This window comes from Pseudomonas sp. MT3 (assembly GCF_054720805.1).
Map to the genome: position 1 here is coordinate 93868 of NZ_JBTVPY010000016.1, position 21694 is coordinate 115561.

General features: G+C 65.6%; 19 protein-coding genes. 9 read left to right on the top strand and 10 right to left on the bottom strand.

The genetic code is table 11. From position 1 onward, the window contains the following. Positions 1–26 precede the first annotated feature (26 nt). Complete coding sequence (locus ACYCAX_RS17580; RefSeq protein WP_460248486.1) at positions 27–500, top strand: inhibitor of vertebrate lysozyme family protein; 474 nt, start codon at positions 27–29, stop codon at positions 498–500. A 192-nt stretch (positions 501–692) separates the two neighbouring features. Here the strand turns inward: ACYCAX_RS17580 and ACYCAX_RS17585 are convergent, their stop codons facing one another. Continuing rightward, entirely contained in the window at positions 693–1352 is a 660-nt protein-coding gene (locus ACYCAX_RS17585) for a DUF3313 domain-containing protein (RefSeq protein WP_460248487.1), read from the bottom strand. Between the two features lie 639 nt (positions 1353–1991). On the opposite strand from ACYCAX_RS17585, the gene gltP reads away from it, so the two are divergent. The 6 genes from gltP (at position 1992) to ACYCAX_RS17615 (ending at position 7515) form a co-directional block, all read left to right on the top strand. Beyond that, positions 1992–3341, top strand: a complete 1350-nt coding sequence (gene gltP / locus ACYCAX_RS17590) for a glutamate/aspartate:proton symporter GltP (RefSeq protein ID WP_015479753.1) — start codon at positions 1992–1994, stop codon at positions 3339–3341. A 108-nt stretch (positions 3342–3449) separates the two neighbouring features. After that, on the top strand, positions 3450–4679 hold the full coding sequence (locus ACYCAX_RS17595; RefSeq protein ID WP_460248488.1) for a nucleoside recognition domain-containing protein: 1230 nt from the start codon (positions 3450–3452) through the stop codon (positions 4677–4679). 263 nt (positions 4680–4942) lie between these two features. After that, positions 4943–5686 (top strand): CsgG/HfaB family protein, encoded by a 744-nt coding sequence (locus ACYCAX_RS17600; RefSeq protein WP_460248489.1) that lies wholly within the window; start codon positions 4943–4945, stop codon positions 5684–5686. A 40-nt stretch (positions 5687–5726) separates the two neighbouring features. After that, on the top strand, positions 5727–6080 hold the full coding sequence (locus tag ACYCAX_RS17605) for a DUF4810 domain-containing protein (RefSeq protein ID WP_370600376.1): 354 nt from the start codon (positions 5727–5729) through the stop codon (positions 6078–6080). 4 nt (positions 6081–6084) lie between these two features. Beyond that, on the top strand, positions 6085–6738 hold the full coding sequence (locus ACYCAX_RS17610; RefSeq protein WP_015479749.1) for a DUF799 domain-containing protein: 654 nt from the start codon (positions 6085–6087) through the stop codon (positions 6736–6738). 222 nt (positions 6739–6960) lie between these two features. After that, on the top strand, positions 6961–7515 hold the full coding sequence (locus ACYCAX_RS17615) for a GNAT family N-acetyltransferase (RefSeq protein WP_015479748.1): 555 nt from the start codon (positions 6961–6963) through the stop codon (positions 7513–7515). 21 nt (positions 7516–7536) lie between these two features. Here ACYCAX_RS17615 and ACYCAX_RS17620 read toward each other — a convergent pair whose 3' ends face one another. Then, complete coding sequence (locus ACYCAX_RS17620) at positions 7537–8910, bottom strand: M16 family metallopeptidase (protein WP_460248490.1); 1374 nt, start codon at positions 8908–8910, stop codon at positions 7537–7539. A 196-nt stretch (positions 8911–9106) separates the two neighbouring features. Between ACYCAX_RS17620 and ACYCAX_RS17625 the strand changes: the two genes are divergently transcribed. Continuing rightward, positions 9107–10063 (top strand): NAD-dependent epimerase/dehydratase family protein, encoded by a 957-nt coding sequence (locus tag ACYCAX_RS17625; RefSeq protein WP_015479746.1) that lies wholly within the window; start codon positions 9107–9109, stop codon positions 10061–10063. 73 nt (positions 10064–10136) lie between these two features. Here ACYCAX_RS17625 and ACYCAX_RS17630 read toward each other — a convergent pair whose 3' ends face one another. Both ACYCAX_RS17630 and ACYCAX_RS17635 read right to left on the bottom strand, forming a co-directional pair. Further along, a complete protein-coding gene (locus tag ACYCAX_RS17630; protein ID WP_041712282.1) occupies positions 10137–11174 on the bottom strand; it encodes an AraC family transcriptional regulator in 1038 nt (345 codons plus the stop codon). Between the two features lie 97 nt (positions 11175–11271). Next, entirely contained in the window at positions 11272–12984 is a 1713-nt protein-coding gene (locus ACYCAX_RS17635; RefSeq protein ID WP_015479744.1) for a Na/Pi cotransporter family protein, read from the bottom strand. Between the two features lie 373 nt (positions 12985–13357). On the opposite strand from ACYCAX_RS17635, the gene ACYCAX_RS17640 reads away from it, so the two are divergent. Beyond that, a complete protein-coding gene (locus ACYCAX_RS17640; protein ID WP_294973920.1) occupies positions 13358–13843 on the top strand; it encodes an LEA/WHy family protein in 486 nt (161 codons plus the stop codon). Positions 13844–13936: 93 nt separating this feature from the next. Here the strand turns inward: ACYCAX_RS17640 and ACYCAX_RS17645 are convergent, their stop codons facing one another. From ACYCAX_RS17645 to ACYCAX_RS17670, 6 genes are all read right to left on the bottom strand, one after another. Next, positions 13937–14695 carry a TerC family protein gene (locus ACYCAX_RS17645; protein ID WP_015479742.1) on the bottom strand — a complete coding sequence of 253 codons (759 nt, stop codon included), beginning with the start codon at positions 14693–14695 and terminating at the stop codon, positions 13937–13939. A 15-nt stretch (positions 14696–14710) separates the two neighbouring features. Further along, positions 14711–16015: a CitMHS family transporter gene (locus ACYCAX_RS17650; protein WP_294973915.1), complete on the bottom strand. Its 1305-nt coding sequence runs from the start codon at positions 16013–16015 to the stop codon at positions 14711–14713. Positions 16016–16278: 263 nt separating this feature from the next. Beyond that, positions 16279–17253 carry an AEC family transporter gene (locus ACYCAX_RS17655; protein WP_460248491.1) on the bottom strand — a complete coding sequence of 325 codons (975 nt, stop codon included), beginning with the start codon at positions 17251–17253 and terminating at the stop codon, positions 16279–16281. A gap of 79 nt (positions 17254–17332) precedes the next feature. Continuing rightward, entirely contained in the window at positions 17333–19726 is a 2394-nt protein-coding gene (locus ACYCAX_RS17660) for a carbohydrate-binding family V/XII (protein ID WP_460248492.1), read from the bottom strand. A 178-nt stretch (positions 19727–19904) separates the two neighbouring features. Beyond that, the gene (locus ACYCAX_RS17665; protein WP_015479738.1) at positions 19905–20375 is read right to left on the bottom strand and encodes a nuclear transport factor 2 family protein; all 471 of its coding nucleotides are present in this window, start codon (positions 20373–20375) and stop codon (positions 19905–19907) included. Between the two features lie 281 nt (positions 20376–20656). Next, positions 20657–21655, bottom strand: coding sequence for a GlxA family transcriptional regulator (locus tag ACYCAX_RS17670; protein WP_294973904.1), 999 nt, complete (start codon positions 21653–21655; stop codon positions 20657–20659). Between the last annotated feature and the right edge of the window lie 39 nt (positions 21656–21694).

Consider the following 21694-nt stretch of genomic DNA (forward strand, 5'->3'; position numbering starts at 1 on the left):
CTCACAGTTGGAGAAGGAGCTTGGCGATGGACTTCATCCGCAACCTGCTGATCGGCGTCCTGTTGCTGGGCGGTTTCGGGGCCCAGGTCCTGGCGGCGGGGCCGGACACGATCGCCCGCTACCGGGTCGACCAGTTGATGGCCGCCGATCAGCGCTACCGGCAAGCCTGGCACTCGCTGGTGAAGGACGCCCCCCCGCTGCCCGACTGGGTGATGCATCTCACTGGCACCTCGATGCCGATGCACTCGGTGGACGAACTGAGCGGCAAGTACCTGGTGGGCGAGCTGTGCGAAGCGTACGACTGCTCCAAGCACCGGCTCTACGTGGCGTTTACCTGGGACAAGCAGAAAGCCTATGCCCTTTATGTGACGGTGCCCGAAGGGCTGCCGCCGGACCAGGCGCCGAGCCGGCACGCCAGCCTTCGCTGGCTGGGGGAACCGAACGACACGGTGAAAGGCATTCTGGATGAGGAACTCAAGAGCGATCCGAACTGGTTCTAGTAGTGCGTGGCCGATGCTGGCCGGCGCATGACCAGGGGGCCGGGATGTTCGAGGCGATTCAGGCCTTGAGCGACCCAGGGGTACAGGGGGTACCTCCGCAACGGCGGACCGGGTCAGGGTGGAAAGGCTGCGGCGGAACCGGGGGTGAGACGCCTGTCTCGTCCTCACACCGGTTCCGCAGAGCCGGAGCGGTTACGGCTTGAAGTTGGCGGCGTCGCGCGCCCAGCCGTCGAGCACCGGTTTCAGGTCGTTGAGCGTCAGGTGCGTGCTGGAGTTCTCCAGCGTCTCGCCAGCCCCCTTGCGCACCACCTTGGCCACCGGCTTGCTGGTGGCGCCGTCCAACGCTTCCATTTCCACATAGACCTCGGTGTCCTGGTCCCGCGTGCCGATGGCGGTGGTGGTGGCTGCGACCACCAGGGCGATCGGAATCACCTCGTAGGCGTGCAGCCCCTCGGTGGAAACGTTCACGCCAGTGATCGCCGTCTTCAGCACCAGGGTGTCGCGGTCGGCCTGCTGGACTATCCGGTAGCGGCTGCTCAGTTGCTGCTCGATCTGCTGCTTCAGGTAATCGGGAATCGCATTCAGGGTCGTCTGATCGATGGTCTCGCTCGGTTTGGGTTGGGGGTAATACACCGGCCGTTCCACCAGCACCGAGCTGTAGTTGTTCAGTTTCAGATTCGGGTCCACCCAGCGCAGCACCGGTTGCCCGCTGGGCGAGGTTGCGGGTTTGAGCTGGGAGTAGTCGTCCAGGAAGCCGGAGTACTGCGAGGCATCGGGTTTCTGGCTGGAGCAACCGCCCAGCGCCAGGGCGCCGGCCAACAGCAGGGTGGGTACTACCGAGAGTCGTGTCATAGAGGGTCCTGTATCTGAAGGTTTACCGCGTCGTTCACTGGTTCGGCTGGCGCGGTCCCAGCGGCGGCAGGGTAGCCGTACGCTGTTTCGAACCCGCTCGAACTTCACTGATATCGATCAATCCGAAGTGGTTGGGAAACGTCCTACAATGCCCCGCCGATTCCCGTCGGCAAATCTACCGCAACAATGAAGAGCGGATTCCGGCGACTTATCCACAAGCGCCCGCGATCCTGCCAGCCTCGTAATCCATCGGCCTTCTTCCACGGCCGTAGCCCTCCGTGACGGTCCTTCGATGTGACCGTACATCCGGTAACAGGAAAAACCGGGTGTCTCGCTTCCGGATGGCTCATCCGTTCAATCCGCGCCATTGATGGCATGAATGCAACAAGCCTAGCCGGCTTTGCAGACCGCTGCGTGACAGGTGTTGAGGAACCTGCCTCATGCAATAAATCAAGGGTCGAAAGACCTGGAACCAAGGTTTCAGATGCATTTTCCTATGCCGATTGTGCATGGGGTAGGCATCTCCGGCATTAGACGGAGGAGGGGTGGCTCGGAATCATGCGCCCCTTTTTTCGCTGGCCGTCGGCATCCCGATGGCTCGGCGACCCCGACTTCCACAAGAATCAAGGGTGACTCACTATGGGCAAAGCCAAGCTCAGCCTCGCCTGGCAGATCCTCATCGGCCTGGTACTCGGAATTGCACTGGGCGCCGCGCTCAATCATTTCAGCGCGGACAAGGCCTGGTGGATCAGCAACATCCTCCAGCCGGCCGGTGACATCTTCATCCGGCTGATCAAGATGATCGTCGTACCGATCGTGATTTCCTCGCTCATCGTCGGCATTGCCGGCATGGGAGATGCGAAGAAACTCGGTCGGATCGGCCTGAAGACCATCGTCTACTTCGAAATCATCACCACCGTCGCCATCGTGGTCGGCCTGCTGCTGGCGAACGTGTTCCAGCCGGGCTCCGGCATCGACATGAGTACCCTGGGCACTGTGGATATCTCCCAGTACACGCAGACCGCCAAGGAAGTCGAGCATCACCACGCATTCATCGAGACGATCCTCAACCTGATCCCGTCGAACATCTTCGCGGCGATGGCCCGTGGCGAGATGCTGCCGATCATCTTCTTCTCGGTGATGTTCGGCCTGGGGCTTTCCTCCCTGCCGGCGCCGACCCGCGAGCCGCTGGTGAAGATGTTCCAGGGCGTGGCCGAGGCCATGTTCCGCGTCACCCACATGATCATGCGCTACGCCCCTGTCGGCGTGTTCGCGCTGATCGCGGTGACGGTCGCCAACTTCGGCTTCGCCTCCCTGCTGCCGCTGGCCAAGCTGGTGGTGCTGGTGTACTTCGCCATCGCCTTCTTCGCCTTCATGGTGCTGGGCCTGGTCGCGCGCCTGTTCGGTTTCTCCGTCGTCAAGCTGATGCGCATCTTCAAGGACGAGCTGATCCTGGCGTACTCCACCGCCAGCTCGGAAACCGTGCTGCCGCGCATCATCGAGAAGATGGAAGCCTACGGCGCACCCAAGGCGGTCAGCAGCTTCGTGGTGCCCACCGGCTATTCCTTCAACCTCGATGGCTCGACCCTGTACCAGAGCATCGCGGCGATCTTCATCGCCCAGCTCTACGGCATCGACCTGTCCATCGGCCAGCAACTGATGCTGGTGTTGACCCTGATGGTCACCTCCAAGGGCATCGCCGGCGTACCGGGCGTTTCCTTCGTGGTGCTGCTGGCGACCCTGGGCAGCGTGGGCATCCCGCTGGAAGGCCTGGCCTTCATCGCCGGCGTCGACCGCATCATGGACATGGCGCGCACCGCGCTGAACGTGATCGGCAACGCCCTCGCGGTACTGGTGATCTCCAGGTGGGAAGGCGTCTACGATGCGCAGAAGGGCGCCCGCTACTGGGATGCGATGCAGAACGGCCGTGTCGAGGCCTTCCTCGAAGGGAAGGGGCTCGACGGCAAGGAAAGCCCCGCCACCCGCTGACCCACAAGGGTTATCCACAAGGCCCCGGCAGTGTCCGGGGCCTTGTCGTTTCTGGCGCCGGGTGCGCCGGTGCCGCTATCATCCCGGCCATTCCAAGGGGGACTTTCCATGCTCAACGGCCTGTGGCTGGGCTTTTTCATCGTCGCGGCGATCACCGCGCTTTCCCGCTGGCTGCTCGGAGGCGAGGCGACGGTCTTCGCCGCTATGGTGGAAAGCCTGTTCGCGATGGCCAAGCTATCGGTGGACGTGATGGTGCTCCTGTTCGGCACCCTGACCCTCTGGCTGGGCTTCCTGCGCATCGCCGAGAAAGCCGGCCTGGTGGAAAAGCTGGCGGTAGTGCTCGGCCCGCTGTTCCGCCGCCTGATGCCGGACGTGCCCGCCGGCCATCCGGCCATCGGCCTGATCACCCTGAACTTCGCCGCCAACGGCCTGGGCCTGGACAACGCCGCCACGCCCATCGGCCTGAAGGCCATGAAGGCCCTGCAGGAGCTCAATCCCAGCAGTACCACCGCGAGCAACGCGCAGATCCTTTTCCTGGTGCTCAACGCCTCGTCCCTGACCCTGCTGCCGGTGACCATCTTCATGTACCGCGCGCAGCAGGGCGCGGTGGACCCGACCCTGGTATTCCTGCCGGTCCTGCTGGCCACCAGCGCATCGACCCTGGTCGGCCTGCTCAGCGTCGCGGTGATGCAGCGCCTGCGCCTGTGGGACCCGGTGGTGCTGGCCTACCTGATTCCCGGCGCGCTGGCGCTGGGCGCCTTCATGGCCCTGCTGGCGGGGCTGTCCGCCACCGCCCTGGCGCAGTTGTCCTCGCTGCTGGGCAACCTGACGCTGTTCGGCATCATCCTGCTGTTCCTGGTCGTCGGCTGGCTGAAGAAGGTGCCGGTCTACGAAGCCTTCGTCGAAGGCGCGAAGGAAGGATTCGATGTCGCCAAGAGCCTGCTGCCCTACCTGGTGGCGATGCTCTGCGCGATCGGCGTGCTGCGCGCCTCCGGCGCGCTGGAAATGGCGCTGGACGGCATCCGCTGGGCTGTCGAAGGCCTGGGCTGGGACACCCGTTTCGTCGACGCCCTGCCCACCGCGCTGGTCAAGCCGTTCTCCGGCAGCGCGGCGCGGGCCATGCTGCTGGAAACCATGCAGTCCCACGGTGTGGACAGCTTCCCGGCGCTGGTCGCCGCCACGGTACAGGGCAGCACGGAAACCACCTTCTACGTGCTGGCGGTGTACTTCGGCGCGGTGGGTATCCAGCGTGCCCGCCATGCGGTGGGCTGCGCGCTGCTGGCCGACCTTGCCGGGGTGCTGGCGTCCATCGGTGTGTGCTACTGGTTCTTCGCCTGATGCGACCTCCGGACGCAGCCATGCCCCCGGAAATATGACGCCTGCTTTTTGTCATTGATGGCACATTGCCGTATCATCGCCGCCTGACTCTGGTATCACAGCGTTTTCGACCAGGGCCGCTGGAAGACCGAAGGGATGCGGTGCACGTGGCAACAGGATGCCAGGCTGTCTTCATTTCCCCTGTGTGATCGTTCGTTCCCCGAATCGTCCCGCCGCTGCGTGGAGACGCCAGGCGGGGACCACTCCTGATCGATTCCCTGGTCATGCCCGCCGGTTCTGGCACGGATTCAATTCGTCCAATTGACCGAACAGGGGAATCCCTCATGAACAAACTGCTGCAGGCATCCATGCTGGGCCTGGCGATCTCCGGTGCCCTGCTGTCCGGCGGCTGTGCCACGGAAAGCTCCCGCGCCATGCCGGTGGAACAGGTGGAAAGCGTCAGCCGGCCCTATTCCGGTCCGCGCGCGCCGATCGCCGTAGGCAAGTTCGACAACCGCTCCAGCTACATGCGCGGGGTGTTCTCCGATGGCGTCGATCGCCTCGGTGGCCAGGCCAAGACCATCCTCATCACCCACCTGCAGCAGGCCAACCGCTTCAATGTGCTGGACCGCGACAACATGAGCGAGATCCAGCAGGAAGCCGCCATCAAGGGCCAGGCCCAGCGCCTGAAGGGCGCCGATTACGTGGTCACGGGCGACGTCACTGAGTTCGGCCGCAAGGAAGTCGGCGATCGCCAGCTGTTCGGCATCCTCGGCCGCGGAAAGACCCAGGTGGCCTACGCCAAGGTCGCGCTGAACATTGTCGATATCTCGACTTCCGAGGTGGTGTATTCCAGCCAGGGTGCCGGCGAGTACGCGCTCTCCAACCGCGAAATCATCGGTTTCGGCGGCACCGCGAGTTACGACTCCACCCTCAACGGCAAGGTACTCGACCTGGCCATGCGCGAGGCGGTCAACCGCCTGGTCAGCGCGGTGGAAAGCGGGGCCTGGACGCCCAGCAAACACTGAATCCTGAACTGCAAGGAACAATGCAAAGATGACGGAAGTGATGAGCACATCGCGTGTGCTGCGTGGCCTGGGCCTGTTCGCGGCGCTGCTGCTGGCCGGTTGCCAGACGCAGAAGCCACTGTACCAGTGGGAAAGCTACCAGCCGCAGGTCCACGAATACCTCACCGGCGAGTCGAAGGAGGCGCAGCTGGAGGCGCTGGAGCGCGACCTGCAGAAGATCAAGGCTGACAACGGCGCCGTTCCGCCGGGCTATCACGCCCAGCTCGGCCTGCTCTACCTCAGCCTGGGCAAGGACGATCAGATGATGCAGCAGTTCCAGACGGAGAAAGCGCTGTTTCCCGAGTCGGCGACCTACATGGATTTCCTGATGAAGAACGCCCGGGGAGGCAAGTGAGATGATGCATAGGATCAAGGTTCTCGCCGGTCTGTTCGCCCTGGCCCTGCTCGCGGGTTGTGCACCGCAGAAGACCGTGGACTACTCCGCCTTCAAGCAGAGCCGCCCGAAGTCGATCCTGGTGCTGCCGCCGCTCAACGAGTCGCCGGACGTGAAGGCTTCCTACGGCATGCTTTCGCAGATCACCTACCCGCTGGCCGAGGCGGGATACTACGTGCTGCCGGTTGCCCTTGTGGATGAAACCTTCCGCCAGAACGGCGTGAGCACTCCCGCTGACATCCACCAGTTGCCCGCCGGCAAACTGCGCGAAATCTTCGGCGCCGATGCCGGGCTCTACGTCACCGTCACCGAGTACGGCACCAGCTACATGGTGCTGAGCAGCGCAAGCATCGTTACCGCGAGCGCCCGCCTGGTCGACCTGCGTTCCGGAACCACCCTCTGGACCGGTACCGCCACCGCTTCCAGCGAGGAGGGCAGCCAGAACAGCGGCGGCCTGGTCGGCATGCTGATCAGCGCTGCAGTGAAGCAGATCATCTCCAGCGCCCAGGAAGACGCCAGCTACCCGATCGCCGGTATCACCGGTGCCCGCCTGTTGTCCGCCGGACACAACGGGGGACTGCTGTACGGTCCACGCTCGCCCAAGTACGGTACCGACTGACCGGAGGTGGCCGTGGTGTTTGCCGGCCTGCTCGCCACCCGGGTTCTGTTCAAGGGTGCCCGCGTGCGGGACGGCTCACTGGCGGCCGTCGGCAACGGACGCCACTGCGGCGTTCTGCCTCACGGCTGACCTGGATGACCTTGACTCAAGTCAGGCCCGCTCGGGAGGAGAGGGAGAAGGATAGGGTCAACCCAATCCCTCTTCGTCAGCGGAGACCGCGTCATGATTACCCACAGCAACCCTGCGGAGCTTGCAGCCCTCGCGGCTGTCGGCGCCGATCACTGGATAGAGACCCTCGATGACGGCAGCCATGTGCTGATCCGCCCGCTGCGCTCGGAGGACCGTGAGCGTGAGCGCCTGTTCCTCGAGCGCCTGTCGCCCATGACCCGCAAATTCCGCTTCCACGGCGAAGTGAAGATCGACGACAAGCTGCTCGATCGCCTGATGGATGTGGATTACCAGCGCACTATGGCGTTCATTGCGCTGACGCATGTGGACGGTGAACTGCGGGAAGTCGGCATCAGTCGTTATGCGGCGGTGGACGGTCAGTTGTGCGAGTGCGCGGTGACCATCGCCGACGAGTGGAAGCAAATGGGCCTGGATGTCGCGCTGATGCGCCACCTGATCGACGTCGCCAAGCGCAACGGCTTCCGCCAGATGTACTCGATCGACTCCTCTATGGATCGTGATATCCGTGACATGTCCCGTGAATTGGGCTTCCACGCCCAACTCGATCCAGACGATGCCTGCCAGGTGATTCGCCGCCTGGCCCTGTAAGTCCTCTGCTCCGGCGGGGCGTCAGCCTCGCCGGCGCCACAATGCCAGGCCCAGCAATACGGCGATCAGCAGCGCGGCCACGGCTGCCAGTGGATAGATCGCATCGTCGTCCAGCAGCGGTTTCTCGATGCGCAGGTAGCCGTCGTCCTTGAACAGCCGCTGCGCCAGGGTGTTCACCTGCGGCAGGCTGACTTTCGCCAGGCGTTTGTCCTCGTCGGGGAAGCGGCCGTCATCGAAGTCGCCCAGCGCGCCCCAGTAATAATCCGCCAGCGTCGCGTTGCCGGGTGTGCTCCAGGCCAACTGGGCTCGCGCCACGCGCTGGATGCGACTGAAACGCGCCGGGTCCAGCCCGTCGTGGCGAATCCTGTCCACCACCCCGTGCAACGCCTTGAGCGTGGCGTCCTGATCGTCACGCTCGATGTCCGCGTTGAGGCTGAGGAAACCCTGGTTGGCCCATGCACTGCGCTCGCTCCACGGACCGTACGACAGCTCGCGACGAACCCGCAGTTCGGTGTATAGCGCGTCGTTCAGGTAGGCCTGCAGGAGGTCCAGGGATGCGCCATCGGCATCCCCGGGTTCGGGGAATATCCAGTGCAGCACCACGCTCTCGCCGAACAGGCGGGTGGTCAGCGTGCGCTGGCGCTCGGCCGCCCCCTTCATCTCCGGCAGCTCGCGGCGCTCGGGGGTGTCGTGATCGACCAGGGCGCCGTAGGTGCGGCCCAGGTACACCGGCAGGCGCGGGTCGAGGTCGCCGACGATGATCAGCGTCATGTTGCTCGGCACGTACCAGTCCTTGCGCACCTGATCCAGCTGGGCCTGGTTCAGGTGCTCGAGCGGAGCGCGTTCGGCGCAGGCCAGCCCCAGCTCCACGGCAAGCTGTTCCTGGCCGGCGCGGCTGACGTTCTGGTGATCGAGCCAGCGCTGCAGGTGCGAATAGTGGCCGCCGTCCTCGCGCACCAGTACTTGCTTGGCCGATGCGATCTTGCGGGCGTCCAGTCGAGTGCGGGTGATGGCTTCCAGCAGCAGGTCGAGTACCTGGCGCTGGGTGGCGGCCGGCGACTCGACGACAAAGGCGGTATCGCCTTCACTGGTATAGGCATTCCACTGTCCGCCCAGGGCCTGCATGCGGGCTTCCAGATCGGCCTCGTCGCCGCCGTCCAGGCCGCTGAAGAACAGGTGTTCCATCAGGTGCGGCAACTGGCGGTCATGGCAGGAGAAATCGCTGAAACCGACGCCGACGATCAGCCGGATGGAGACGTGACCCTTCTCGCGGGTGGGCTTGAACAGCACGCCCATGCCGTTTTCCAGCTGATAGGCCTCGACCGTCTGGCGCTGGTCGGCGGATGACCAGCCAGCAAGCAGCAGGGACAGCAGGGGGAACAACAACCAACGCATGGGCGGGAGCCTGGACGCAAAGCGACGAGAATAGCGGATTGACTGGCTCGAACCCACCCGTAATCCGCCCTACGGCTGGCCTCTTGCATCATCGCCCACGGCTTCTATCGTCACTGAGGGCGTTCGCGAGGCGGAATTACCCTCTGGCGACGGCGGAACAGGCCGTTCGTAGTGGCAGCAGCGATTCGGAGGCTCCATGCGTGTCCTGATTACCGGTGCGGCCGGTTTCCTTGGTCAGAGCCTGCTCAATGAGCTGGCCGTGCAGCATCTCGACTGGACGCTGATCGCCGCCGATGTCCGTTGCCTGAGTTCGCAGGGCCTGCGCCCGAACATCGAACCGTTGCAACTGGACGTCAGCGTGCCCGCCAAAGTGCGGTACTGCATGGAGAAATGGCGTCCCGAGGCCATCGTGCATCTTGCCGCGGTGATCAATCCGCCGCGGGAGATGTCCGAGGCGCAGCGGTATGCCGTCGAGGTCGGCGGCACCAAGGCGTTGATCGAAGCCGCCTGCGAGGCCGGCGTGCAACAACTGATCGTTACCAGTTCCGGCGCCGCTTACGGCTATCACCCCGACAACGCCGAATGGATCGACGAGAGCCAGCCGCTGCGGGGCCATCCGCGCTTCCTCCATGTCCGCCACAAGCAGGAGATCGAGCAGTTGCTGGCCGATATGCGGCAACGTTATCCACAGCTCAAGCAACTGATCCTGAGGCCGGGCACCATTCTCGGCCGGCGTGTGCATAACCCGCTCATCGAGCTGTTCGACCAGCGCAAGCTGCTGGGCGTCACCGGCCATTCCAGCCGTTTCGTATTCATCTGGGACCAGGATGTGGTGAACGTCATTCGCCAGGGCCTGGAGCAGGGCAGCGAGGGCATCTACAACCTGGCGGGCGATGGCGCGCTGTCGCTGCGCGAGATCGCCGAACTGCTCGGCAAGCCCTACCGATCCTGGCCGGCACCGCTGCTGCGCGCCGGGCTTGGGCTGCTCAAGCCGCTGGGACTGTCGAGCTACGGCCCGGAACAGGTGGACTTCCTGCGCTACCGGCCGGTGCTGGACAACCGGCGGCTCAAGGAGGTGTTCGGGTACCAGCCGCGCTATTCCAGCCGGGAGGCGTTCCTGGCCTTCCTCGATGCCCGTGGGATGAAAGGCTGACCCCCAGCCTATCCGCCAAAGCCTGTGGATAGGCTGTAGACAAGCCTGTGGAAAGCCAGTCCTGGAGAAGGTCTCAGCTGTTGTCCGAGCGGCGGCGGAGCTGGCGGTACTCGCCCGGGGTCAGCCTCGTCCAATTGCGGAAGGCGCGGAAGAACACGCTGGGTTCGGAGTAGCCGAGCAACGCGGCGATATCGGTGGCCGGCAGGTTGCCTTCGCTGAGATAACGCTCCGCCAGTTGCCGGCGAGTGTCGGCGAGCAGTTGTTGATAACTGCTGCCTTCCTCGGCCAGGCGCCGTTGCAGGGTGCGTTCGCTCAGGCCCAGTTCGCTGGCCACCGCCGCGCGGCCCGGTTCGCCTCGGGTGAGTTGTTCGCCGAGCAGCGCCACCACCCGGCCGCTGACGCTGGCGCTGGGCAGGCGGGCCAGCAGCCCTTCGGCGTGCTGGCGCAGCAGGTCGCGCAGTGAGGCATTGGCCTGCGGCAGGGCGACGCCGGCCATCGCCTTGGGCAGGCCCAGGGCATAGTCCTGGGTATCGAAGTGCAGCGGACAGGCGAAGGCCGTTGCGTAGTCATCCAGGTGCTCCGGCTGGCGGTGCATGAAACGGCAGCCGGCGAGCTGCAGGCCGGGCAGCAACGCCTTGAGCTGGCGCGCCCAGAAACTCAGCAGGGCCAGCGCCCGGGCGCGGGTGGCCGGTTGCTCGGGATTGAGCGGGCGATAGGCAACCCAGATGACTTCGGCTTGCGGCTCGATCGTTACCTGGCCGCCTTCGCCGACCAGACGCTGATAGCGCAGCCCCGACTCGAGGGCTTCGCCCAGGGTCGTGCTGCTCTGCAGCAGATAGCCCAACGCGCTGAAGGAGGCCGACGACAGTGCGCGGCCCAGCGCCAGGCCTGGTTCGTGGCTGGGCAGGCGGGACTGGATCGCTCCCCAGAGCGATTCCTGGCGGGGAAAGTCGATGCGCGCGTCGGGGTCGCCGAGCTGGGCTTCCTGCAGGCCGCTGGCGGCGAGCAGGGATTCGCGGTCGAGTCCGAGGCGGACTGCGGCGAGCAGCACGGCCTGAGTCAGGCTGACGCTGACCGAGGGCGTACGTTGTGTTTGAGAGCATGCGTCCATGACGGCGGATTCTGCCCTAACCCTGGGCTTGGGGGGTAACCTGTTGTGCGCGGCGCCCAATGAGCGCCGCGCATAACGATCCGGGTGTCGGCGGGTTTCAACTCGCCGCGCGGGAGCCCGGTGTCGAGGGCTGCTGCTCCTGTGCCGGCGCGCCGTCGCGCAGGGCGAGGTCCTCGTCTTCGCCGGCATTGCCGGTGCTGGCGTCCGGGTTGTCCAGCACAGCGTAGGCGATGGCGCAGAACAGCGAGTTCAGGCGCTTCATGTCGCTGATCAGGTCCAGGTGCAGCGAGCTGGTCTCGATACTCTGCACCACCTGCTGGCGCAGGCGGTCGACATGGGCGTGGGCGTAGTGGCGCTCCTGCAGGCGGAAGCGCTGCTTGGCGCGCCGCAGGCGCCGGGCGCCTTCCTGGTCGCCGTTGAGGAACACCGACAGGGAAAGGCGCAGGTTGCTGACCAGTTGTCCATGCAGCGTGGTGATCTCTTCCAGGCCGTTGTCGGAGAACGAGCGACTGCGCGACGTCTTCTTGTCCTGCACGGCGCCGAGCATGTGCTCGATGATGTCGCCGGCCTGCTCCAGATTGATCGCCAGTTCGATGATCTCGGCCCAGCGGCGACTGTCCGGCTCGCTCAGGTCTTCGCGGGGCATGCGCGCCAGGTACAGCTTGATCGCGGTGTAGAGCGCGTCGACGTCGTCATCCTGCTTGCGGATCTGCTTGGCCAGCAGCGGATCGCCGCTGTGGATAACCTGCATCAGGTGGTTCAGCATCTGTTCGACGATGTCGCCCATGCGCAGGGTCTCGCGCACCGCGTTGATCAGCGCCAGGCTCGGCGTGTCCAGTGCCGCCGGGTCGAGGTGGCGGGGGCGCACGGTGTCTTCGGGTGACTGCCGGTCGGGCATCAGCCGGGTGCACAACTGTGCCATCTGCTCGGTGAGCGGCAGGCAGGCCAGGCAGCGGGTAGCGTTGTAGAGCACATGGAAGGCGATCACCAGCTCCTGGGTGCGGAACGGCCAATCGTCCATCCAGTGGGCCACCGGCCCCACCAGCGGCAGCGCCAGCAGGCAGCCGGCGAACTTGAACAGCAGGCTGCCCAGGGCCACGCGCCGGCCGGCGGCATTCTGCGAGGCCGAGCTGATCAGGGCGAGGATGCCGCTGCCAAGGTTGGCGCCGACCACCAGGCACAGCGCGACCTGCAGCGAGATCACCTTGGAGGTGGCGAGGGTTGCGGCGAGCAGCACGGCGGCCAGGCTGGAATAGGAAATCATGGCAAACAGCGCGCCGGTCAGCGCATCGAGCATCACATCGCCGGTCAGGCTGGAGAACAGCACCTTCACGCCCTTGGCTTGGGTCATGGGCTCGGCGGCGGCGACGATCAGTTGCAGCGCCAGGATGATCAGCCCCAGGCCGATGAACACCCGACCGAGCTGGCCGGCGCGGGTCTGCTTGCGGCTGAGGAAAAGGATCACCCCGAAGAAGATCAGCAGCGGCGAGAGCCACGACAGGTCCAGTGTCAGCACCCGCGCCATCAGCGCCGTACCGACGTCCGCGCCGAGCATGATCGCCAGGGCCGGAGCCAGTGCCATCAGGCCGGTGGCGACGAACGAGGTCGCCAACAGCGCAGTGGCGTTGCTGCTCTGCACCAGCGCCGTCACGCCGATGCCGGCGGCGAAGGCCAGCGGCCGTTTCTGTACGCTGTGGCTCAGCACGCGGCGCAGATGGGTGCCGTAGACCCTGAGGATGCCGGTGCGGACGATATGTGTGCCCCACACCAACAGGGCGACGGCGGAGAGCAGATCGAGCAGTTTGAGCATGTCGGGCCCCCTCGCACATTCCGGGGCCGCTGACCTCAACAGCCCCTGACGACCTCGCCCGCAACCCGATAGTGCGGAAGGCCGATAAGGACACGGCAGCATTCAGGCGTTGTCATCCAACTGTCTGGGTAGACCCCCGTTTTTCCCTGAGGGTTCGCCAAATGCCTGATTCGCTGGGGTTCCTGTGCTTGAGTAAAGCTGATCCGGCGCCATCGTGCGGCATGATGTGAGAGGTAGGCGGTGAACTGTCCACAGCGCGTGGTCTGACCTGGAACAGAAGGAATGCCGCGCCCTGTGGATAAGATGACCGGGAGCGCAAGCGCTGTCGGGCATCCGCCCCGGCGGGTAGGGCATTCATCAGCGAGGAGTGGGCATGCGAGGTATTCGAGAGATCGTTCGGCGGGGCAGCCTGATCGCCCTGCTGCTGGCGCTGGGGGCGTGCAGCAGCCTGTTCGGTCTGCGCGATCCGCTGCGGGTCGAGCTAGTCGGCCTGGAGCCCATCGCCGGACAGGGCATGGAGGCGCGTTTCGCCGTGAAGCTGCGGGTGCAGAACCCCAACGACAATGCCATCGACTACAACGGCATCGCCCTGGACCTGGCGGTCAACGGCCAGCCGCTGGCCAGCGGGGTGAGCGATGCCAGCGGGCAGGTGCCGCGCTTTGGCGAAAAAGTGATCAGCGTGCCGGTGAGCATCTCGGCCTTCTCCGCCTTCCGCCAGGCCTGGGGCCTGTCCGGCGGGCCCCCGCGCCAGGGCATGCCCTACGAGATCAACGGCAAGCTGGCCGGCGGTCTGTTCGGTACGGTGCGCTTCAACGACAAGGGCGTGCTGAACTGGCCGGAGCCGGTCGCACGTCCTTGAGGCGGGCCTACGTGTCGTGGATAAACCGGGCTGTGGATAGCCCGGTTTTTATTGCCTGGCTGTTATTCACTGCCGGCGGATAGCACTTGTGAATTACTGCCCCGGAATGTCCTTGCGCAGTTTCACCGGATCTTCCTTCTTGCCGCGCGCGGTGCGCATGCGGATGTTCAGCGCTTCCACCGCCAGCGAGAAGGCCATCGCGAAGTAGACGTAGCCCTTGGGCACGTGGACTTCGAAGGCTTCGGCGATCAGCACGGTGCCGACCACGATGAGGAACGACAGCGCGAGCATCTTCAGCGACGGGTGCTTGTCGATGAAATCGCTGATGGCGCCGGCCGCCAGCATCATCACCAGTACGGCGACGACGATCGCGGCGACCATCACCGGCACGTTGGAGACCATGCCCACGGCGGTGATCACCGAGTCCAGGGAGAACACGATGTCGATGATGGCGATCTGGATGATGGTGCCGATGAAGCCGCCCATCATGCTCTTGGGTTCGCCCTCGGTTTCGTCTTCGCCTTCCAGGCCGTGGTAGATCTCGCTGCTGCTTTTCCACAGGAGGAACAGGCCGCCGAAGAACAGGATCAGGTCGCGCCCGGAAATGCCCTGGCCGAGCACCTGGAAGAGGTCGGCGGTCAGGCGCATCACCCAGGTGATCGACAGCAGCAGCAGGATGCGCGTGACCATCGCCAGCGCCAGCCCGAAGAAGCGCGTGCGCGGCTGCATGTGCTTGGGCATGCGGCCGACCAGGATGGAAATCATGATGATGTTGTCGATGCCCAGGACGATCTCCAGGGCGGTCAGGGTGAAGAACGCAATCCAGATTTCAGGGCTCGTCAGCCATTCCATTACGGGTTACTCGAATCAGTCGTTGAACAGGGGAAACAGGCCCAGAACCAGCGCGGCAGCCAGGATCGCCAGGCAGACCAGCACGGCCCACTTGAGGGTGAAGCGCTGATGGTCGCCGAAGTCCACCTTGGCCAGGCCTACCAGCAGGTAGGTCGAGGGCACCAGTGGGCTGAGCAAGTGTACCGGCTGGCCGACGATGGAGGCGCGGGCCATTTCCACCGGGGTGATGCCGTACTGCGCGGCGGCCTGGGAGAGTACCGGGAGCACGCCGTAGTAGAAAGCGTCATTCGACATGAAGAAGGTGAACGGCATGCTCACCAGTGCCGTGATGGTCGCCAGATACGGCCCCATCGACGGCGGAATCACCGCCAGCAGGCCCTTGGACATCGCTTCGACCATGCCGGTGCCCTGCAGGATGCCGGTGAACACCCCGGCGGCGAAGATCAGCGAAACCACCGCCAGGACGTTTTCGGCGTGGGCGCCGATGCGCTTTTTCTGCTCCATGATGCAGGGATAGTTCACGATCATCGCGATACCGAAGGCGATCATGAACAGAACCGGCATCGGCAGCAGGCCGGCGATCAGCGTGGCCATCAGCACCAGCGTGAGGGCGCCGTTGAACCACAGCAGCTTCGGCCGGCGCGCCTCGGGGTACTGCGAGACGCTGACGTCGGCCAGCGACTCATGGTCGGTCGGCAGGTGCAGCTCGCCCAGGCGTGCGCGCTCGCGTTTGCCATAGACCCAGGCGATGGCGAAGATCGCGACGATGCCGGCGAGCATGGCCGGAATCATCGGCACGAAGATGTCCGCCGGGTCCACGTGCAGGGCGCTGGCGGCGCGGGCCGTGGGGCCGCCCCAGGGCGTCATGTTCAGCACGCCGCTGGAAAGCATGATCAGGCACGCCATCAGCAGTGGGCTCATGCCCAGCCGGCCGTACAGCGGCAGCACGGCGGCCACGCAGATCATGTAGGTGGTCGAACCGTCGCCGTCCAGCGAGACGATCATCGCCAGCGCGGCGGTGCCCATCGAGACCTTCAGCGGGTCGCCCTTCACCAGCTTGAGGATCTTGCGTACCGCCGGATCGAACAGACCCGAGTCGATCATGATGGCGAAGTAGAGGATGGCGAACATCAGCATCACGCCGGTGGGCGCCAGGGTGCGGATGCCGTCCAGCATCATCGGCCCCAGGCCCGCGGCGAAGCCACCGAGCAGGGCGAAGGAGATCGGGACCAGGATCAGCGCGATCAGCGCCGACAACCGCTTGGTCATGATCAGGAACATGAAGGTCGCCACCATGGCGAAGGCGAGGAAAGTCAGCATGGGGATAACTCCGTATCGGCGCGGATGTCAGCGATGGCTGCGAAGGAATGGGCGCGGCGCGAGCGGAGCGGGGGAGGACAGGGAACGGAACATGGCAATCACCGATTGTTGTTTTTGTGCGAAACCTGGCCGGGGGGCCGAGGAGGCGATGCTAGGGGGTCAAGCTTTCAGCAGGCTTTCGCCGGAGGATGCCGTTGATCGGAGCAGATTTTCGTAGGAACGGTGCGTCATGTGGATAAGTTTTCGGCCTTTGCGGGAGCGGGTCAGCCGAGCGCCTGGATCGCCCCCATCACCAGCAGCAGGCTGGCGCCCGCCAGCAACGTCTGCAGGGTGATGATCCCCGCCATCAGGTGGCTCTCGCCGCCCAGTTGGCGGGTGAGCACATAGGCCGTCGGCGCGGTAGGCAGGGCGAAGAACAGCACCAGCAGCGCGCTTTCCAGCGTCGGCAGGGCGAGCAGGCGGGCGATGGCGAAAGCCAGCAACGGCATGGCCAGCAGGCGGATCGCGCAGTTCCAGCCCAGCGCCGGGACCTCCGCGCGCAGCTCCTGCGGCTGCAACGCCGCACCCACGCAGAGCAGGCCCAGCGGCAGGCTGGCCACCGCCAGCAGGTTGAACAGCCGGTCGCTGCCGCCGGGCAGCCCGATACTCGTCACATTGAGCAGCGCGCCGGCCACGCAGGCGAGGATCAACGGATTCTTCGCGATCGGCAGCAGCAGCGCGCGCAGGCTGATGCCGCGCTCGGCGGTCAGCGCCCACACCGACATCACGTTCACCGTCGGCACCATCAGCGCCAGCATCAGCGCGGCCAGGGTCAGGCCCGGCTTGCCGTACAGGCTGCCCACCGCAGCTAGCCCCAGGTAGGTGTTGAAGCGCAGCACGCCCTGGGCGATGGCGCCGAAGCGCGGCGCATGCCAGCCGCGCAGGCGTTTGGCGATCAGCAGGACGGCCCAGGCGCTGCCCAGGCCGAGCATCACCGCCAGCGCCTGGCGGGCCAGGCCCGGATCGCTCAGCGGCGCATTGGCCAGGCTGCTGGCCAGTAGCGCGGGGAAGAGGATGAAATAGTTGAGTCGCTCGGCGGCGGGCCAGAACGCCTCGCCGGGGAACCCCTTGCGACGCAGTACGTAGCCGCCGACGATCAGTGCGAACAATGGCCAGAGGGCCTGGAACAGAGCGGTCACGGCGACCCCGCAAGATGGCTGTAAGCGGGCATCTTGCCGAGCTGCCGAGGGAGAGGGCAAGGCGTGTGGATAAGTTTTTCAGCCCTGCCCGGCGGATTTTCCACAGCCTGTCGCGCTGTGGAAAACCTTGTCCACAGCGTCAGCGGCGGAATCCTCCTCCACCGAAGTGACCACCGCCGAAATGTCCGCCACCGAACCCGCCACTGCCCCATTGGCGCTGGGTCTGGCCGAAACGCTGCTGGCCCAGTTGGCGGGACTGCCGTTGCTGGTCGAGCTGGCTGCGCACGGTGTCCTGGCTCGGTTGGACGGGTTGCCAGCCCGTATCGGTGTGCTTCTGCCAGCCTCCGCCCTGGGTGTGCTGGTAGACGTTGCCGTCGTGGCCGGCGTAGACGTCGCCATTCTTCCAGGCCACGGCGTTGCCGGTGCGGCGGTTGTAGGTGATGCCCTGGTTCTGGCGGTCGTAGCTGCCGCGACCGTCGTCCACGTCCCCGGAGATGCCGCGTTCGGCGATGGTGGTCCGGCCGGTCTGGGCGTTGTGCTTGATGCCCTGCTGGCCCGCCTCGAAGTCGCCCGAGTCGCGGTCATAGGCGACACCGCTGCGGCCCGCACCGGACATGCCGGTGGAAGCATTGGCGTAAGCGCCGCGGCGGCCGGCGGCGCCGCGGTCGGTGTAGGGGTTGAAGGCCGCGCCCTGGGCGCCCTGGAAGCGCGTGCCGGTGCGCGGGTTGTAGCCGATGGCCGAGCTACCCTGCCACTGGGTGCCGGTCCAGCCGTTATAGCCGTAGGCGTGGGTGACGGAGCCCTGGCCCCAGCGGCCGTAGAAGTTCGCCTGGTTGATGTTGGTGTAGCTCCAGCCGCCGGCCGGGTAGGGGCCCCAGTACGGTCCCCAGTAGGGCTCGGGCGCCCCCCACCAGGCGCCGGCGGCGAAGCCGAAGGCGAACCCGGTCAGCGCGCCCACGGCAAAGCCGGCGCCGTAGCCGTAGGTCGGCGGGTAGCCGTAGTACACGGTGCTGCTGACGTACGCCGGGTAGGTGTAGCCGGTGCCGTAGACCACCGTACCGTCGCTGTTCACCACCACGCCCAGGTAACCGGGCGTGTAGCCCACCACCACGGTCTGCGGGGTCACCGAGTAGATGTGCACGTAGGTCACGTAGTACACCGGCGAGCTGGGCGGGATGCCGTAGATCACCGTCGGCACCTCGGTCGCCACCTGCCAGGCGCCGGTGGCACTGGGGGCGACGAACCAGACGCCATTGCTCACCGCGTAGAACTGGTTGGGCGCCACTTCGATCACGGGCGTCGGGGTGTTGACCGCATAACTCAGGCTGGTGCCGGAGATCGGCTGGAAGTTCGGCGCGCCGTCGTAGTGCACCTGCAGCGTCGTCTTGCTGCGCGACACGCTGGCGGTCTGCGGGATGCTCGCGGCAATGGCGGCTTCCTTGGCCTGCGGCGTACCGGGCACCGAAACCAGCACGTTGGCCTTCGGATCCCTGGGTGAAATCTTCGCGAAGTCCGCAGGCAGGTCCTTGCCTTCGACGAACTGCCACGGACCTTGTTCGCCGGGGCCGCTGAACCAGCGGCCGGACACCAGTACGTACCAGGTGTTGTGGGTGGGATCGACGAACACCGCGTGGTCGGCGTTCTGCATCGTCAGCAGGCTGACGCCGTCCACCGGTGCCATCTGCGCGGTGCCATTGCTGACGATCAGTTCGGTGGGCTGGGTGGCGACCCGTATCGCCGGCGCCTTCGCCGGCTTCTTGCCGTCCTTGGGCAGCAGCGCGTCCACCGGACCGTTCTTGCTGGCGACCTGCTCGGCGTTGACCAGCGCCTGGGGCGGCCGGCTCAGCACCAGCCAGTTGCCGTCCAGCGCCTGGGCCGTGTACCAACTGCCCGCCGCCTGCAGGTAATGGTTGCCCTGGGCGTCACGCAGGATCAGCACGCGGCTGTTGATCACGCGCTCGAAGTCGCTGCTCGGCAGCGATTGCCAGTTCGGCTGGCCATCGATCATCACCAGCAGTGTCGGGGTGGTGGCGAAGACGATCTGCGGCGCGTCGTTCTTCACCTCGACGTGGCGCAGCTTGTCCAACTGCTGGTTCACCGCGTAGCTGGCCTGCAGCTCGTCCAGGGAGACGGTCAGGCCGTCCTTGGGCAGGTGCGCGAGCAGGGCGTCGCGCACCTTGCCGGCGCTGCCCGGCGCGGTAGGGACTTCCACCTTGTCGATACGGATGTCGGTGAGCTGCACCAGGCCGCTGTCCTTTTCGATGGCGGCGGCGGCGGAGAACAGCGCCACGCCATAGGTCGGCGCGGCATTGGCGGTGCCCACGGCGATCGCCGCGCGGCCGCTCATGCGGGTGCCGTCCCAGCCTTCCACCTGGGGCTGGAAGATCTGTACGTGCTGCTCGCCCAGGGGGAAGTCGCGCGGCCACTTCAGCTCGGCGGCGGCTGGCGGGGCCTCGGCCGCCAGCGCGACGGGATGGCCGAGCGCCAGGCCGATGGCCAGTGCGAGGGACGACAGGAGCGGGCGTAGAAGCATGCTGGAAACCTTTTGCAGGGACGTTGCGCCGTTCAACGATAGTGCAGCGCCGTCGGGTATGCGCGGGAGCCGGACTCCGCGGCGCATCATGCTGACTCAATTTCGTGAGCAGGCTAACAAATCACGCACGGCAACCGTCGAGTTAGACGCTTTACGAGTCCCCTGTCGTCCCGCCGGACTACAGCCCCAGGTCGCTCAGCGACGGGTGACCGTCGGGCCGGCGCCCCTGTGGCCAGCGGAACAGGCGCTGGTCCTCGCGGATCGGCAGGTCGTTGATGCTGGCGTGGCGCTCGAACATCAGGCCGTTCTCATCGAACGCCCAGTTCTCGTTGCCGTAGGAGCGGAACCAGTTGCCCGAGTCGTCGTGCCATTCGTAAGCGAAGCGCACGGCGATGCGGTTGTCGGTGAAGGCCCAGAGTTCCTTGATCAGCCGGTACTGCTGCTCGCGGACCCATTTGCCGGTGAGAAATTCGACGATCTGCGCGCGGCCCTGGACGAAGGTCGCACGGTTGCGCCAGCGGCTGTCCGGGCTGTAGGCCAGCGAAACACGCTGCGGATCGCGGCTGTTCCAGCCGTCCTCGGCGAGGCGGACTTTCTGGATGGCGGTTTCCCGGGTGAAGGGTGGGAGAGGGGGACGGGCTTCGTTCATGGTGGTCTCCAAGACAGTGAGGCTGGAAGCTGGTCTCCATACTCCGCCCGGCCCCGGTTGAGGTAAATGACGGTGACCCCACAGATATTGCCAATAGTGAAACGACGTTCTTGTTGTTCTGTAGGAGCGAGCTTGCTCGCGAACGGGGTTCGCAGAAAGCTCCGGTGCTGGGCGGTTCGCGAGCAAGCTCGCTCCTACAGTATCGGCCTCGGCAATTGAGCCCCATTAATAGGAGCTACTGTCCTTCTCTGAGCGTTCGTGGCTGAGATTACCCTCTCCCTTCAGGGGGAGGGCTGGGGAGAGGGGCTCTTGGCCGCAACGTCATGACTGCCCGCCACCTTGCGCAATCCCGCCCGGTCCTGGCTCGGACATACCCCGAACTTCGCCCGGTAGCTGCGCGACAGGTACGACGGCGTCTCGAAGCCGCAGGCCACGCCGATCTCCAGCACGCTCATGTCGGTTTGCCGCAGCAGTTGGCGCGCCTTGTCCAGGCGCAGGCCGAGGTAGAAGTTCGACGGGGTGTCCTGCAGGTGCAGGCGGAACAGGCGCTCCAACTGGCGCCGGCTGACCCGGATGTGCTCCGCCAGTTCCAGCGTGGAGAGCGGCGGCTCGGTGTGGCGCTCCATCTCGTCGATCACCCGCGCCAGCTTGCGATTGCTCACCCCATAGCGGCTGGCCACCTGCAAGCGCTGGTGGTCCTGGCGGGTGCGGATGCGGCTGACCACGAACTGCTCGGACACCTGCACCGCCAGCGCCGGGCCGTGGTCCTGGGCGATCAGGTCGAGCATCAGGTCGATGGACGCGGTGCCGCCGGCGCAGGTGATGCGCGGCCCGTCGATCTCGAACAGCTCCTGGGTCGCCTGCACCTGTGGATAGGTTTCCCGAAAGGCCTCCAGCGCCTCCCAGTGCACCGTGCAGCGCTGGCGCGCCAGCAGTCCGGCCTCGGCCAGCACGAAGCTGCCGGTGTCGATGCCGCCCAGGATCACGCCGGCGCGGTCGAGCCGGCGCAGCCAGTGCAGCAGCGCCGGGGTGCTGGCGCGCAGCGGCTCGAAACCGGCCACCAGCAGCAGCGTATCGCCCGGCTTGAGTGCCTCCAGGCCGCTGTCGGCGTTCATCGACATGCCATTGCTGGCCAATACCGGACCGCCGTCCAGACTCATCAGGTGCCAGCGGTACAGCTCGCCGCGAAAGCGGTTGGCCACCCGCAGCGGCTCCACGGCGGAGACGAAACCCATCACGGAAAAGCCGGGCAACAGCAGGAACCAGAAGTCTTGGGACATGGCGGATACCGTGCGATTCGGGGCGGCGGTCGGGTGGCG

Excerpts from the sequence above, each read along its gene's own strand:
- ACYCAX_RS17660 (WP_460248492.1), bottom strand. The coding sequence starts at position 19,726 with ATGCTTCTACGCCCGCTCCTGTCGTCCCTCGCACTGGCCATCGGCCTG.
- ACYCAX_RS17625 (WP_015479746.1), top strand. The coding sequence starts at position 9,107 with ATGCGTGTCCTGATTACCGGTGCGGCCGGTTTCCTTGGTCAGAGCCTG.
- ACYCAX_RS17595 (WP_460248488.1), top strand. The coding sequence starts at position 3,450 with ATGCTCAACGGCCTGTGGCTGGGCTTTTTCATCGTCGCGGCGATCACC.
- gltP (WP_015479753.1), top strand. The coding sequence starts at position 1,992 with ATGGGCAAAGCCAAGCTCAGCCTCGCCTGGCAGATCCTCATCGGCCTG.
- ACYCAX_RS17620 (WP_460248490.1), bottom strand. The coding sequence starts at position 8,910 with ATGCGTTGGTTGTTGTTCCCCCTGCTGTCCCTGCTGCTTGCTGGCTGG.
- ACYCAX_RS17615 (WP_015479748.1), top strand. The coding sequence starts at position 6,961 with ATGATTACCCACAGCAACCCTGCGGAGCTTGCAGCCCTCGCGGCTGTC.
- ACYCAX_RS17650 (WP_294973915.1), bottom strand. The coding sequence starts at position 16,015 with ATGCTGACTTTCCTCGCCTTCGCCATGGTGGCGACCTTCATGTTCCTG.
- ACYCAX_RS17580 (WP_460248486.1), top strand. The coding sequence starts at position 27 with ATGGACTTCATCCGCAACCTGCTGATCGGCGTCCTGTTGCTGGGCGGT.
- ACYCAX_RS17610 (WP_015479749.1), top strand. The coding sequence starts at position 6,085 with ATGCATAGGATCAAGGTTCTCGCCGGTCTGTTCGCCCTGGCCCTGCTC.
- ACYCAX_RS17665 (WP_015479738.1), bottom strand. The coding sequence starts at position 20,375 with ATGAACGAAGCCCGTCCCCCTCTCCCACCCTTCACCCGGGAAACCGCC.
- ACYCAX_RS17645 (WP_015479742.1), bottom strand. The coding sequence starts at position 14,695 with ATGGAATGGCTGACGAGCCCTGAAATCTGGATTGCGTTCTTCACCCTG.
- ACYCAX_RS17635 (WP_015479744.1), bottom strand. The coding sequence starts at position 12,984 with ATGCTCAAACTGCTCGATCTGCTCTCCGCCGTCGCCCTGTTGGTGTGG.
- ACYCAX_RS17605 (WP_370600376.1), top strand. The coding sequence starts at position 5,727 with ATGAGCACATCGCGTGTGCTGCGTGGCCTGGGCCTGTTCGCGGCGCTG.
- ACYCAX_RS17630 (WP_041712282.1), bottom strand. The coding sequence starts at position 11,174 with ATGGACGCATGCTCTCAAACACAACGTACGCCCTCGGTCAGCGTCAGC.
- ACYCAX_RS17670 (WP_294973904.1), bottom strand. The coding sequence starts at position 21,655 with ATGTCCCAAGACTTCTGGTTCCTGCTGTTGCCCGGCTTTTCCGTGATG.
- ACYCAX_RS17600 (WP_460248489.1), top strand. The coding sequence starts at position 4,943 with ATGCCCGCCGGTTCTGGCACGGATTCAATTCGTCCAATTGACCGAACA.
- ACYCAX_RS17585 (WP_460248487.1), bottom strand. The coding sequence starts at position 1,352 with ATGACACGACTCTCGGTAGTACCCACCCTGCTGTTGGCCGGCGCCCTG.
- ACYCAX_RS17640 (WP_294973920.1), top strand. The coding sequence starts at position 13,358 with ATGCGAGGTATTCGAGAGATCGTTCGGCGGGGCAGCCTGATCGCCCTG.